This is a genomic window from Sodalis sp. RH14 (genome assembly GCF_047324285.1).
Classification (GTDB): Bacteria; Pseudomonadota; Gammaproteobacteria; order Enterobacterales; family Enterobacteriaceae; genus Acerihabitans.
Genome location: NZ_CP178739.1, coordinates 5,185,092 through 5,197,282, shown reverse-complemented (window position 1 = coordinate 5,197,282; position 12,191 = coordinate 5,185,092). Strand labels below are relative to the sequence as shown.

Here is a 12,191-nt window from a genome sequence, read left to right as displayed (position 1 = left end):
AGAGATGGAAACTATCGCTCAACATCGCCACGCTCGTTCTTCTGCTCAAAAGGTACGCCTGGTGGCTGACCTTATCCGCGGTAAGAAAGTGTCGCAAGCTCTGGAAGTTTTGACCTACACCAACAAGAAAGCTGCTGGTCTGGTTAAAAAAGTACTGGAGTCTGCCATTGCTAACGCTGAACACAACGATGGCGCAGATATCGATGATCTGAAAGTCGCGAAAATATTCGTCGACGCCGGCCCAAGCATGAAGCGCATTATGCCTCGTGCAAAAGGTCGGGCGGATCGCATCTTGAAGCGCACCAGCCACATCACTGTGGTTGTGTCCGATCGCTGAGACTCTGGAGACTAGCAATGGGTCAGAAAGTACATCCTAATGGTATTCGCCTGGGTATTGTCAAACCTTGGAACTCTACCTGGTACGCGAATACCAAAGAATTCGCTGACAACCTGGACAGCGACTTTAAAGTTCGTCAATTCCTGATCAAGGAACTGGCGAAGGCTTCCGTTTCTCGCATCGTTATCGAGCGTCCGGCCAAGAGCATCCGTGTGACTATTCACACCGCTCGTCCGGGCATCGTTATCGGCAAGAAAGGTGAAGACGTTGAAAAACTGCGTAAGGTCGTTGCGGATATCGCCGGCGTGCCTGCGCAGATCAATATTGCCGAAATCCGTAAACCGGAACTGGACGCGAAGCTGGTCGCTGACAGCATCTCTTCACAGCTGGAACGTCGTGTTATGTTCCGTCGTGCTATGAAGCGTGCTGTACAGAACGCCATGCGTCTGGGCGCTAAGGGTATTAAAGTTGAAGTCAGTGGTCGTCTTGGCGGCGCTGAAATCGCACGTACCGAATGGTACCGCGAAGGTCGCGTTCCGCTGCATACGCTGCGTGCGGATATCGACTACAACACCTCCGAAGCGCGCACCACTTATGGTGTCATCGGCGTAAAAGTGTGGATCTTCAAAGGTGAGATTCTGGGTGGTATGGCTGCCGTTGAACAACCGGAAAAACCGGCTGCTCAACCTAAAAAGCAGCAGCGCAAAGGCCGCAAGTAAGGAGAGTCGCTGATGTTACAACCAAAGCGTACAAAATTCCGTAAAATGCATAAGGGCCGCAACCGCGGTCTGGCTGCGGGCACGGATATTAGCTTCGGTACTTTCGGTCTGAAAGCTGTTGGCCGTGGTCGTCTGACTGCTCGTCAAATCGAAGCTGCGCGTCGTGCAATGACGCGTGCAGTTAAGCGTCAAGGTAAGATCTGGATCCGTGTATTCCCGGACAAACCGATCACCGAGAAGCCGCTTGAAGTGCGTATGGGTAAAGGTAAGGGCAACGTGGAATATTGGGTTGCCTTGATTCAACCGGGCAAAGTCCTGTATGAAATGGACGGCGTTCCGGAAGAAGTTGCCCGCGAAGCCTTCAAGCTGGCAGCAGCGAAACTGCCGATTAAAACCACCTTTGTAACTAAGACGGTGATGTAATGAAAGCAAAAGAGCTGCGTGAAAAAAGCGTTGAAGAGCTGAACACCGAGCTGTTGAACCTGTTGCGCGAGCAGTTTAACCTGCGCATGCAGGCGGCCAGTGGCCAGCTGCAACAGACACACCTGTTGTTGCAAGTGCGTCGCAATGTTGCACGCGTTAAAACGTTATTGACTGAGAAGGCGGGTGCGCAATGAGTGACAATATCCGTACTCTGCAAGGTCGCGTGATCAGCGACAAAATGGAGAAATCCATTGTCGTTGCCATCGAACGTTTTGTGAAACACCCGATTTACGGCAAATTCATCAAGCGTACGACCAAGCTGCACGTACACGACGAGAGCAATGAAAGTGGTATCGGTGACGTCGTGGAAATCCGCGAATGCCGTCCGATCTCCAAGACTAAGTCCTGGACACTTGTTCGCGTTGTAGAGAAAGCGATTCTGTAATACAGTAAGCGCGCTCCAAACAAGATAAACGGCTCAAAGCACGAGCCGTTTATTTTTTCTACCCATATCCTGAGTGCGGTGTTATAATGCTGCGCCCTGTATTATGGGGTTTTTCTTAACGACCTAATATGGGTCCTAAAGTTGTAGTTGACATTAGCGGAGCACTAACATGATCCAAGAACAGACTATGCTGAACGTGGCCGACAACTCCGGCGCGCGTCGCGTAATGTGTATCAAGGTTCTAGGTGGCTCGCACCGTCGCTACGCAGGCGTCGGCGATATCATCAAGATCACCATCAAGGAAGCAATTCCGCGTGGCAAGGTCAAAAAAGGTGATGTCCTGAAGGCGGTAGTGGTGCGCACCAAGAAGGGTGTCCGTCGCCCTGACGGTTCTGTCGTTCGCTTCGATGGTAATGCTTGTGTTTTGTTGAATAACAATAGTGAGCAACCCATCGGTACGCGTATTTTTGGGCCGGTGACTCGTGAACTGCGTACCGAAAAGTTCATGAAAATCATTTCTCTGGCACCAGAAGTACTTTAAGGAGCGAATCATGGCAGCGAAAATCCGTCGTGATGACGAAGTTATCGTGCTAACCGGCAAAGATAAAGGTAAGCGCGGTAAAGTAAAGAATGTCCTGTCTACGGGCAAGGCCATTGTTGAAGGTATCAATCTGGTTAAGAAACACCAAAAACCAGTTCCGGCTACGAACCAGCCGGGCGGCATCGTTGAACAGGAAGCGGCAATTCAGCTTTCCAACCTTGCTATCTTCAACGGTGCCTCCAACAAGGCGGACCGTGTAGGCTTTAAGATTGAAGACGGAAAAAAAGTCCGTATCTTCAAATCTAACGGCGAAACAATCAAGTAACTTGGAGTAGTACGATGGCGAAACTGCATGATTACTACAAAGACGAACTAGTCGAAAAGTTAATGAAAGAATTCGGCTATCATTCTGTCATGCAAGTCCCTCGGGTCGAGAAGATCACCCTGAACATGGGTGTTGGTGAAGCGATTGCTGATAAAAAACTGCTGGATAATGCTGCGAACGATTTAGCGGCAATTTCCGGTCAAAAACCGCTTATCACCAAGGCACGCAGATCCGTTGCGGGCTTCAAAATCCGTCAGGGCTATCCGATCGGCTGTAAAGTAACCCTGCGTGGTGAACGCATGTGGGAGTTCTTTGAGCGACTGATATCCATTGCTGTACCGCGTATTCGTGACTTCCGTGGCTTGTCCACCAAGTCGTTCGATGGTCGTGGTAACTACAGCATGGGCGTACGTGAGCAGATCATCTTCCCGGAAATCGATTATGACAAAGTCGATCGCGTTCGTGGCTTGGATATTACCATCACCACTACTGCGAAATCCGATGATGAAGGTCGTGCACTGTTGGCCGCCTTTAACTTCCCATTCCGCAAGTAAGGCAGGGTACTAATGGCTAAACAATCCATGAAAGCACGCGAAGTCAAACGCGTGAAATTAGCTGAGAAATTCTTCGCAAAGCGCGCTGAACTTAAAACCATCATCTCAAGCGTAGGTTCTTCTGATGAAGAACGTTGGGATGCGGTTCTCAAGCTGCAGACTCTGCCGCGTGATTCCAGCCCGTCTCGTCAGCGTAACCGCTGCCGCCAAACTGGTCGTCCGCATGCTTTCCTGCGGAAATTCGGGTTGAGCCGTATCAAAGTCCGTGAAACTGCCATGCGCGGTGAAATCCCGGGTCTGAGAAAGGCTAGCTGGTAATTGTCACCAATTGAATCACGGGAGTAAAGACAGATGAGCATGCAAGATCCGATCGCGGATATGCTGACCCGTATCCGTAACGGTCAAACCGCGAACAAAACAGCGGTCTCCATGCCTTCCTCCAAGCTTAAAGTGGCCATCGCCAATTTGCTGAAAGAAGAAGGCTTTATTGAAGAATTCAAAATCGAAGGCGACACCAAGCCTACGCTGGAAATCGTACTGAAGTACTTCCAGGGTAAGCCGGTTGTGGAAACCATCCAGCGTATCAGCCGTCCTGGTCTGCGTATCTATAAGAAAAAAGATGCGTTGCCGAAAGTTATGGCCGGTTTAGGTATTGCTGTTGTTTCTACCTCTAAAGGTGTCATGACTGATCGTGCGGCTCGCCAGGCTGGTCTTGGTGGCGAGATTATCTGCTACGTAGCTTAATCGGGAGGAAAACATGTCTCGTGTTGCAAAAGCACATGTCGTAGTTCCTGCCGGCGTAGAGATAAAACTCAACGGTCAGGAAATTTCGATCAAAGGTAAAAACGGCGAGCTGAGTCGTACTATCCACGACGCTGTTCATGTTAACTATGCGGACAACAACCTGACGTTTGCGCCTCGTGAAGGCGAAGCGAATGGCTGGGCCCTGGCGGGTACGACCCGTGCACTGTTGCATGCAATGATTGTCGGTGTTACTGAAGGCTTCACCAAGAAGCTGCAGCTGGTAGGCGTAGGTTATCGTGCCGCGGTAAAAGGCAATGTGGTGAATTTGGCCCTTGGCTATTCACACCCCATCGACCATGTTTTACCGGCAGGCATCACCGCTGAATGCCCGACCCAGACTGAAATCGTGCTGAAAGGCGCTGATAAGCAGGCTGTTGGGCAGATTGCGGCTGATTTGCGAGCCTATCGTCGTCCTGAGCCTTACAAAGGCAAGGGTGTCCGTTACGCCGACGAAGTCGTGCGTACCAAAGAGGCTAAGAAAAAGTAAGGTAACACTATGGATAAGAAAGCAGCTCGTATCCGTCGTGCGACCCGCGCACGCCGCAAGCTCCAAGAACTGGGCGCAACCCGCCTGGTTATACATCGTACCCCGCGCCATATTTATGCGCAGGTCATTGCCCCGAATGGTTCTGAAGTTCTGGTAGCCGCTTCTACAGTAGAAAAAGCTATCGCGGAGCAATTAAAGGGTACCGGTAATAAAGATGCCGCGACTGCTGTAGGTAAAACTATTGCAGAACGCGCTCTGGAAAAAGGCATCAAGATTGTCGCTTTTGACCGTTCCGGATTCCAATATCATGGTCGAGTCCAGGCACTGGCAGATGCTGCCCGTGAAGCTGGCCTTCAGTTCTAAGGTAGAGGTGTAAGATGGCACACACTGAGAAACAAGCTGGCGAACTGCAGGAAAAGCTTATCGCGGTAAATCGCGTTTCCAAGACCGTTAAAGGTGGCCGTATTTTTAGTTTTACCGCACTGACTGTTGTTGGTGATGGTAACGGCCGCGTAGGTTTTGGCTACGGCAAAGCACGCGAAGTTCCGGCAGCGATCCAGAAGGCGATGGAAAAAGCCCGTCGCAATATGATGAATGTCGCGCTGAACAGCGGCACCCTGCAGCATCCTGTTAAAGGTGCTCATACGGGTTCCCGTGTGTTCATGATGCCGGCTTCCCAAGGTACCGGTATTATCGCCGGTGGTGCAATGCGCGCCGTCCTGGAAGTCGCAGGGGTCCACAACGTATTAGCAAAGACCTATGGTTCCACCAACCCGATTAACGTGGTTCGTGCAACTATCGATGCCCTTGCTAACATGAAGTCCCCCGAAATGGTCGCTGCCAAGCGTGGTAAATCCGTTGAAGAAATTCTGGGGTAATTGACCATGGCACAGATGATTAAAATAACTCAGACGCGCAGTTCCATCGGTCGTCTGCCGAGACACAAGGCAACTTTGGTTGGCTTGGGCCTGCGTCGCATTGGTCACACCGTAGAGCGCGAGGATACTCCTGCTGTACGCGGTATGGTCAATTTGGTTTCCTACATGGTCAAAGTTGAGGAGTAAGAGATGCGCTTAAATACTCTGTCTCCGGCTGAGGGCTCCAAGCACGCTCCTCGGCGTGTAGGTCGCGGTATCGGTTCCGGTCTCGGTAAAACCGCAGGTCGTGGTCACAAAGGTCAGAAGTCTCGTTCTGGCGGTGGCGTACGTCGTGGGTTTGAAGGTGGCCAGATGCCTTTATACCGTCGTCTGCCCAAATTCGGCTTCACCTCGCGCAAGGCTATGGTCACGGCGGAAGTTCGCCTGTCCGAGCTGGCGCAGGTGGAAGGCGAGGTTATCGATCTCAACACGCTTAAAGCCGCTAACATTGTTGGCACCCAGATTGAATTCGCGAAAGTCATGCTTTCCGGCGAAATCAATCGCGCAGTAACCCTGCGCGGTCTGCGTGTCACCAAAGGCGCTCGTGCTGCAATCGAAGCTGCTGGCGGTACAATTGAGGAATAAGTAGCAGATGGCCAAACAACCAGGATTAGACTTTCAAAGTGCTAAAGGCGGATTAGGCGAGCTGAAACGCAGACTTTTGTTTGTTGTTGGTGCCTTGATTGTCTTCCGTATCGGCTCTTTTATTCCGATTCCTGGTATCGATGCCACTGTGCTTGCGAAATTGCTCGAACAGCAGAGAGGCACCATCATTGAAATGTTCAACATGTTCTCTGGTGGTGCGCTCAGCCGTGCTTCGATCTTCGCCTTGGGGATCATGCCGTATATTTCGGCATCGATCATTATCCAGCTGCTGACGGTTGTTCACCCGGCGCTGGCGGAGATCAAGAAAGAGGGTGAGGCTGGCCGTCGCAAGATTAGCCAGTACACCCGCTACGGCACGTTGGTATTAGGTATATTCCAGTCGATCGGTATTGCTACCGGTTTGCCGAATATGCCGGGGATGCAGGGCCTGGTGTATAATCCGGGCTTTGCGTTTTACTTTACCGCGGTGGTGAGCCTGGTCACGGGGACAATGTTCCTGATGTGGTTAGGTGAACAGATTACTGAACGAGGTATCGGCAACGGTATTTCAATCATTATCTTCGCGGGTATCGTAGCGGGCTTACCGCCGGCTATCGCCCATACCATTGAGCAAGCTCGTCAAGGCGACCTGCACTTCCTCCTGTTGCTATTGGTTGTAGTACTCGTATTTGCAGTGACGTTTTTTGTTGTTTTCGTCGAGCGTGGCCAACGGCGTATTGTCGTTAACTATGCCAAGCGTCAGCAAGGGCGTCGTGTTTATGCGGCACAGAGCACACATTTGCCGTTGAAGGTGAACATGGCCGGCGTTATACCGGCAATTTTCGCCTCCAGCATCATTCTGTTTCCGGCCACGATTGCATCATGGTTCGGCGGCGGTACCGGTTGGGGATGGCTGACAGCGATTTCACTGTATTTACAGCCTGGACAACCGCTTTATGTGTTACTCTATGCGTCTGCAATCATATTCTTCTGTTTCTTTTACACGGCATTGGTGTTTAACCCGCGCGAAACAGCAGATAACCTGAAGAAGTCCGGTGCATTTGTACCAGGCATTCGTCCGGGAGAGCAAACGGCTAAATATATTGATAAAGTAATGACCCGTCTGACCCTGGTCGGTGCGATGTACATTACGTTTATCTGCCTTATCCCGGAGTTCATGCGTGACGCAATGAAAGTTCCCTTCTATTTTGGGGGCACATCTTTATTGATTGTCGTTGTGGTGATCATGGACTTTATGGCTCAAGTGCAGACTCTGATGATGTCTAGTCAATATGAGTCCGCATTGAAGAAAGCAAACCTGAAAGGCTATAACCGCTAATCCGGCCAGCTTGAGAAGTTACGGAGAGTAAAAATGAAAGTTCGTGCTTCCGTCAAGAAGTTATGTCGTAACTGCAAAATCGTTCGTCGCCATGGCGTCGTTCGCGTAATTTGCAGCGAGCCTAAGCATAAACAACGCCAAGGCTGATAAATTCGGCATTTTTTTCTTGCAAAGTTGGGTTGAGCTGGCTAGATTAGCCAGCCAATCTTTTGTAGGTCAACGCAACATTGTTTGAGTATCCTGAAAACGGGCTTTTCAGAATGGTGTTGCCGTTTAAATTTTTAGGAGTGCATAGTGGCCCGTATAGCAGGCATTAACATTCCTGATCAAAAACATACCGTGATCGCGTTAACTTCAATCTACGGTATCGGTAAGACCCGTTCACAAAAAATTTGTGAAACCGCGGGTATTGCTGAACATGTTAAGATCAGTGAGCTGTCTGAAGAGCAGATCGACACGCTGCGTGACGCAGTTGCTAAATTTGTGGTCGAAGGTGATCTGCGCCGTGAAGTAACCCTGAGTATCAAGCGTCTTATGGACCTTGGTACCTATCGTGGTTTGCGTCATCGTCGTGGTCTTCCGGTTCGCGGTCAGCGTACCAAGACCAATGCCCGTACCCGTAAGGGTCCGCGCAAACCGATCAAGAAATAATCGGGGTGAGTAAATAATGGCTAAGGCACCTGTTCGTGCACGTAAGCGTGTTAAAAAGCAAGTTTCAGATGGCGTGGCTCATATCCATGCGTCTTTCAACAATACCATCGTTACTATTACCGATCGTCAGGGTAATGCGTTGGGTTGGGCGACGGCCGGTGGTTCCGGTTTCCGTGGTTCTCGTAAATCCACTCCTTTCGCCGCGCAGGTTGCAGCAGAACGTTGCGCTGAAGCAGTGAAAGAGTATGGCATCAAGAATCTGGAAGTTATGGTTAAAGGACCTGGTCCGGGCCGTGAGTCTACCGTTCGCGCGTTAAACGCGGCTGGTTTTCGCATCACTAATATTACTGATGTGACTCCGATCCCCCATAACGGTTGTCGTCCGCCGAAAAAGCGCCGCGTATAACGCCGCTTCTAGGTTAGTTGGAGAAAGAAAATGGCAAGATATTTGGGTCCTAAGCTCAAGCTGAGCCGTCGTGAGGGCACCGACCTATTCCTGAAGTCTGGTGTTCGTGCGATCGATTCCAAGTGTAAAATTGAACAGCCTCCTGGACAGCATGGCGCGCGTAAACCGCGTCTGTCTGACTACGGGGTGCAGTTGCGTGAAAAGCAAAAAGTCCGTCGTATCTACGGCGTTCTGGAACGTCAGTTCCGCAACTACTACAAAGAAGCAGCGCGTCTTAAAGGCAATACCGGTGAAAACCTGTTGCAGTTGCTTGAAGGTCGTCTGGACAACGTTGTTTACCGTATGGGTTTTGGCGCTACTCGCGCTGAATCACGCCAATTGGTCAGCCACAAGGCGATCATGGTAAACGGCCGTGTTGTCAACATCGCTTCTTACCAGGTTACTCCGAATGACGTTGTAAGCATCCGTGAGAAAGCGAAAAAGCAATCCCGTGTTCGTGCCTCATTGGAACTGGCTGAACAGCGTGAAAAGCCGACCTGGCTTGAAGTTGACGCTGCTAAGATGGAAGGGGTGTTCAAACGTATTCCAGAACGTACCGATCTGTCTGCGGACATTAATGAACACCTGATAGTCGAGCTTTACTCTAAGTAAGGCTTAGTACCAAAGAGAGGACACAATGCAGGGTTCTGTGACAGAGTTTCTAAAACCGCGCCTGGTAGATATCGAGCAAGTCAGTTCGACGCACGCCAAGGTGACCCTTGAACCTTTAGAGCGTGGCTTCGGCCATACCCTAGGTAACGCACTGCGCCGTATTCTGCTTTCGTCGATGCCGGGTTGCGCGGTGACCGAGGTTGAGATTGATGGTGTACTGCACGAGTACAGCACCAAAGAAGGTGTACAGGAAGACATCCTGGAGATTCTGCTCAACCTGAAAGGGCTGGCGGTGAGAGTTCAAGGTAAAGATGACGTTATCCTTACTCTGAATAAATCTGGCATTGGCCCTGTAACCGCAGCCGACATCACCCATGATGGGGATGTCGAAATCGTCAAGCCGCAGCATGTGCTGTGTCACCTGACCGATGAAAACGCATCGATTAATATGCGTATCAAAGTTCAGCGTGGTCGTGGTTACGTGCCGGCTTCTGCCCGAATTCATTCGGAAGAAGATGAGCGCCCAATTGGTCGTTTGCTGGTCGACGCATGCTATAGCCCTGTAGAGCGTATCGCCTACAATGTTGAAGCTGCACGCGTTGAACAGCGTACCGACCTGGACAAGCTGGTCATCGAAATGGAAACCAATGGCACGATCGATCCTGAAGAGGCGATCCGCCGCGCGGCAACCATCCTGGCTGAACAACTTGAAGCTTTTGTTGATTTACGTGATGTACGTCAACCAGAAGTTAAAGAAGAAAAACCAGAATTCGACCCGATCCTGCTGCGCCCAGTTGACGATCTGGAATTGACTGTCCGCTCTGCTAACTGCCTTAAGGCAGAAGCCATCCACTACATCGGTGATCTGGTACAGCGTACCGAGGTTGAGCTCCTTAAAACGCCCAACCTTGGTAAAAAATCTCTTACCGAGATTAAAGACGTGTTGGCTTCCCGTGGGTTATCTCTGGGCATGCGCCTCGAGAACTGGCCTCCGGCAAGTATTGCTGATGAATAACCCGATCACAGGGTAAGGTTTTACTGAGAAGGATAAGGTCATGCGCCATCGTAAGAGTGGTCGTCAACTGAACCGTAACAGCAGCCATCGCCAGGCTATGTTCCGTAACATGGCCGGCTCTCTGGTTCGTCACGAGATAATCAAGACGACCCTGCCAAAAGCGAAAGAGCTGCGCCGTGTTGTTGAACCGCTGATTACACTTGCCAAGACCGACAGTGTTGCAAATCGTCGTCTGGCATTCGCCCGTACTCGTGATAACGAGATCGTGGCAAAACTGTTTAACGAACTTGGCCCGCGTTTCGCGAGCCGTGCCGGTGGTTACACTCGCATTTTGAAGTGTGGTTTCCGTGCAGGTGACAATGCGCCGATGGCTTATATTGAGCTGTTAGATCGTGCTGCAGAATCCCAAGTTCCAGCGGAAGCGGTCACAGAGTAATCTGCCCCGTGTACGCGTCCAAAACCCGGCTCCGGCCGGGTTTTTTATTGCCGGTACAAAGTGCCGGCCGCCGCTGCGATGCCGGGCGTTTGTGGCGGTGCGCCGCCGGCGCTTATCATCCGCACGGCAATGCGTTATGCTCATCAATGACCTGTCTGTAGAGGGAGCGGTTGTTATGTGGTTAGTGGATGAATTGGCGGAGCGGCATATCCAGCAGGCCCAGCAAAAGGGCGAGTTTGATAACCTGCCGGGATACGGCCAGCCCCTTACGCTTGATGACGACAGCGCCGTGCCCGAAGATTTGCGGGTAGGCTACCGGCTGCTGAAAAATGCCGGTTATCTGCCGGCGGAGCTACAGGATCGCAAGGATGCGCTGCGTTTAAGCGATCTGCTGCGGGGCATAGACGCGCAGGATGCCCGTCATGAGGAAATCAGCGCGCGGCTGCGACTGCTGGAAATCAAGCTGCGGCTGGCGGGAGTCAGCACCGATTTTTTGCATCAAGGCTATCATGACCAGCTGCGGCGGCGCTTTGGCGCTGCGGCCAAAGGCTAAACCAGCCGGCAACATATTTTATTTTTCCGCTCTCGCGTTTGGTACGGTTTGCTATAATATCGCCCACAGCTTACCGGCTGGGTTTATACCGGGGGTTGGCTCTTTGCTGGTATTACTGCCGGCAAACAAATCATTTAGCGAGGATATGATGACTGAGAAATACCGCCATACCAAAGGCACTATTAACGACAATGCCATCGCGGCACTTTTGCACGATCCGCTGTTTCGCCAGCGCCGTGAGAAAAATGTGAAGGGTAAGGGCAGCTATTGTCGTAAAGGCAAAAACGCTAAGGCCCAAAACTGGGAGGCCAGTGGTAACGTCATCAAGCGTAACGTTACCACTGGCTTTCTGGTTTGCGGCGCATTCCTTATTGAACGTTGCCAGCACCGGAAGTCTGTCTAGCCTGACCCGCTATAACTCACCGCTTTGTTTTGCGCGCTTTAAACAGCACTGACTGGAATCACGTCCTAAAGCGTCGGCGGCTGCTGCGGTGGCAGCGAGGTGGAGGAGGCGGAGACCGACTGGTTCTGTTGCTTGAGCAGATCGCGGATTTCAGTCAACAGCGTTTCTTCAGCGCTCGGTTTCGGCGGCGCCGCCGGGGCTTCTTCATGCTTGCGATGCAGTCTGTTAATCAGCTTGATAACACAAAACACCGCCAGGGCGACGATCAGGAAATCGAAGACATTCTGCAGGAAAATACCGTATTGCAATACCACGGCCGGCGTATCGCCCTGCGCGGGTTTCAGCACCCACCCGAACGAGCGGAAATCCACCCCGCCAATCAATAAACCCAGCGGCGGCATTATGACGTTGGCCACCAGCGACGTGACGATTTTACCGAAGGCGGCACCAATTATTACCCCGACTGCCAGGTCCACAACATTGCCGCGCATGGCGAATTTTCTGAATTCCTGCAGGAAACTCATAGGCTTGCTCCTTCTTGGTTAATGACAAATTAAGTCTAACAAAGGATGCTGTTTTTACCAGAATCTTTAACAATTT

General features: G+C 51.3%; 25 protein-coding genes. 24 read left to right on the top strand and 1 reads right to left on the bottom strand.

Translation table 11 applies throughout. The features are described from left to right. The first annotated feature begins 4 nt into the window (after positions 1-4). From rplV to ACL2XQ_RS23635, 24 genes are all read left to right on the top strand, one after another. Positions 5-337 carry a 50S ribosomal protein L22 gene (gene rplV, locus ACL2XQ_RS23750; RefSeq protein ID WP_011412083.1) on the top strand — a complete coding sequence of 111 codons (333 nt, stop codon included), beginning with the start codon at positions 5-7 and terminating at the stop codon, positions 335-337. A gap of 17 nt (positions 338-354) precedes the next feature. After that, entirely contained in the window at positions 355-1,056 is a 702-nt protein-coding gene (gene rpsC, locus ACL2XQ_RS23745) for a 30S ribosomal protein S3 (RefSeq protein ID WP_162368689.1), read from the top strand. Between the two features lie 12 nt (positions 1,057-1,068). Continuing rightward, on the top strand, positions 1,069-1,479 hold the full coding sequence (gene rplP, locus ACL2XQ_RS23740) for a 50S ribosomal protein L16 (RefSeq protein WP_162368688.1): 411 nt from the start codon (positions 1,069-1,071) through the stop codon (positions 1,477-1,479). Then, positions 1,479-1,673, top strand: a complete 195-nt coding sequence (gene rpmC / locus ACL2XQ_RS23735; protein WP_410013279.1) for a 50S ribosomal protein L29 — start codon at positions 1,479-1,481, stop codon at positions 1,671-1,673. Before rplP ends, rpmC begins: the two co-directional genes overlap by 1 nt. After that, positions 1,670-1,924 carry a 30S ribosomal protein S17 gene (gene rpsQ, locus ACL2XQ_RS23730; RefSeq protein ID WP_410013280.1) on the top strand — a complete coding sequence of 85 codons (255 nt, stop codon included), beginning with the start codon at positions 1,670-1,672 and terminating at the stop codon, positions 1,922-1,924. The genes rpmC and rpsQ overlap by 4 nt, the downstream gene beginning before the upstream one ends. Positions 1,925-2,093: 169 nt before the next feature. Next, positions 2,094-2,465: a 50S ribosomal protein L14 gene (gene rplN, locus ACL2XQ_RS23725; RefSeq protein WP_132923655.1), complete on the top strand. Its 372-nt coding sequence runs from the start codon at positions 2,094-2,096 to the stop codon at positions 2,463-2,465. A 10-nt stretch (positions 2,466-2,475) separates the two neighbouring features. Then, positions 2,476-2,790 carry a 50S ribosomal protein L24 gene (rplX, locus tag ACL2XQ_RS23720; protein WP_162368685.1) on the top strand — a complete coding sequence of 105 codons (315 nt, stop codon included), beginning with the start codon at positions 2,476-2,478 and terminating at the stop codon, positions 2,788-2,790. A 14-nt stretch (positions 2,791-2,804) separates the two neighbouring features. Next, complete coding sequence (rplE, locus tag ACL2XQ_RS23715; RefSeq protein WP_162368684.1) at positions 2,805-3,344, top strand: 50S ribosomal protein L5; 540 nt, start codon at positions 2,805-2,807, stop codon at positions 3,342-3,344. Positions 3,345-3,356: 12 nt separating this feature from the next. Beyond that, entirely contained in the window at positions 3,357-3,662 is a 306-nt protein-coding gene (gene rpsN / locus ACL2XQ_RS23710) for a 30S ribosomal protein S14 (protein ID WP_410013281.1), read from the top strand. A 33-nt stretch (positions 3,663-3,695) separates the two neighbouring features. Beyond that, positions 3,696-4,088 (top strand): 30S ribosomal protein S8, encoded by a 393-nt coding sequence (rpsH, locus tag ACL2XQ_RS23705; protein WP_410013282.1) that lies wholly within the window; start codon positions 3,696-3,698, stop codon positions 4,086-4,088. 13 nt (positions 4,089-4,101) lie between these two features. After that, positions 4,102-4,635 carry a 50S ribosomal protein L6 gene (rplF, locus tag ACL2XQ_RS23700; protein WP_413721559.1) on the top strand — a complete coding sequence of 178 codons (534 nt, stop codon included), beginning with the start codon at positions 4,102-4,104 and terminating at the stop codon, positions 4,633-4,635. A 9-nt stretch (positions 4,636-4,644) separates the two neighbouring features. After that, positions 4,645-4,998 (top strand): 50S ribosomal protein L18, encoded by a 354-nt coding sequence (gene rplR, locus ACL2XQ_RS23695; RefSeq protein ID WP_162368680.1) that lies wholly within the window; start codon positions 4,645-4,647, stop codon positions 4,996-4,998. Between the two features lie 14 nt (positions 4,999-5,012). Beyond that, positions 5,013-5,513 (top strand): 30S ribosomal protein S5, encoded by a 501-nt coding sequence (gene rpsE / locus ACL2XQ_RS23690; protein ID WP_162368679.1) that lies wholly within the window; start codon positions 5,013-5,015, stop codon positions 5,511-5,513. A 6-nt stretch (positions 5,514-5,519) separates the two neighbouring features. Next, positions 5,520-5,699 carry a 50S ribosomal protein L30 gene (gene rpmD / locus ACL2XQ_RS23685; protein ID WP_162368678.1) on the top strand — a complete coding sequence of 60 codons (180 nt, stop codon included), beginning with the start codon at positions 5,520-5,522 and terminating at the stop codon, positions 5,697-5,699. Positions 5,700-5,702: 3 nt separating this feature from the next. Then, entirely contained in the window at positions 5,703-6,137 is a 435-nt protein-coding gene (gene rplO, locus ACL2XQ_RS23680) for a 50S ribosomal protein L15 (RefSeq protein WP_162368677.1), read from the top strand. Positions 6,138-6,144: 7 nt separating this feature from the next. Further along, complete coding sequence (secY, locus tag ACL2XQ_RS23675) at positions 6,145-7,476, top strand: preprotein translocase subunit SecY (RefSeq protein ID WP_162368676.1); 1,332 nt, start codon at positions 6,145-6,147, stop codon at positions 7,474-7,476. Positions 7,477-7,509: 33 nt separating this feature from the next. Continuing rightward, complete coding sequence (gene rpmJ, locus ACL2XQ_RS23670) at positions 7,510-7,623, top strand: 50S ribosomal protein L36 (protein ID WP_132923644.1); 114 nt, start codon at positions 7,510-7,512, stop codon at positions 7,621-7,623. 147 nt (positions 7,624-7,770) lie between these two features. Next, on the top strand, positions 7,771-8,127 hold the full coding sequence (gene rpsM / locus ACL2XQ_RS23665) for a 30S ribosomal protein S13 (protein ID WP_162368675.1): 357 nt from the start codon (positions 7,771-7,773) through the stop codon (positions 8,125-8,127). Between the two features lie 16 nt (positions 8,128-8,143). After that, positions 8,144-8,533, top strand: coding sequence for a 30S ribosomal protein S11 (gene rpsK, locus ACL2XQ_RS23660; protein WP_131867908.1), 390 nt, complete (start codon positions 8,144-8,146; stop codon positions 8,531-8,533). A 30-nt stretch (positions 8,534-8,563) separates the two neighbouring features. Then, on the top strand, positions 8,564-9,184 hold the full coding sequence (gene rpsD, locus ACL2XQ_RS23655; RefSeq protein WP_011412065.1) for a 30S ribosomal protein S4: 621 nt from the start codon (positions 8,564-8,566) through the stop codon (positions 9,182-9,184). A 25-nt stretch (positions 9,185-9,209) separates the two neighbouring features. After that, positions 9,210-10,199: a DNA-directed RNA polymerase subunit alpha gene (locus ACL2XQ_RS23650; RefSeq protein ID WP_162368674.1), complete on the top strand. Its 990-nt coding sequence runs from the start codon at positions 9,210-9,212 to the stop codon at positions 10,197-10,199. A 40-nt stretch (positions 10,200-10,239) separates the two neighbouring features. After that, complete coding sequence (rplQ, locus tag ACL2XQ_RS23645; RefSeq protein WP_132923640.1) at positions 10,240-10,635, top strand: 50S ribosomal protein L17; 396 nt, start codon at positions 10,240-10,242, stop codon at positions 10,633-10,635. Positions 10,636-10,810: 175 nt separating this feature from the next. Continuing rightward, positions 10,811-11,188: a DUF1992 domain-containing protein gene (locus ACL2XQ_RS23640; protein WP_410013284.1), complete on the top strand. Its 378-nt coding sequence runs from the start codon at positions 10,811-10,813 to the stop codon at positions 11,186-11,188. Between the two features lie 148 nt (positions 11,189-11,336). Continuing rightward, entirely contained in the window at positions 11,337-11,591 is a 255-nt protein-coding gene (locus ACL2XQ_RS23635) for an alternative ribosome-rescue factor A (RefSeq protein WP_410016714.1), read from the top strand. Between the two features lie 65 nt (positions 11,592-11,656). On the opposite strand, the gene mscL is transcribed toward ACL2XQ_RS23635, so the two are convergent. After that, on the bottom strand, positions 11,657-12,115 hold the full coding sequence (mscL, locus tag ACL2XQ_RS23630; protein ID WP_413721558.1) for a large-conductance mechanosensitive channel protein MscL: 459 nt from the start codon (positions 12,113-12,115) through the stop codon (positions 11,657-11,659). Positions 12,116-12,191: the final 76 nt, after the last annotated feature.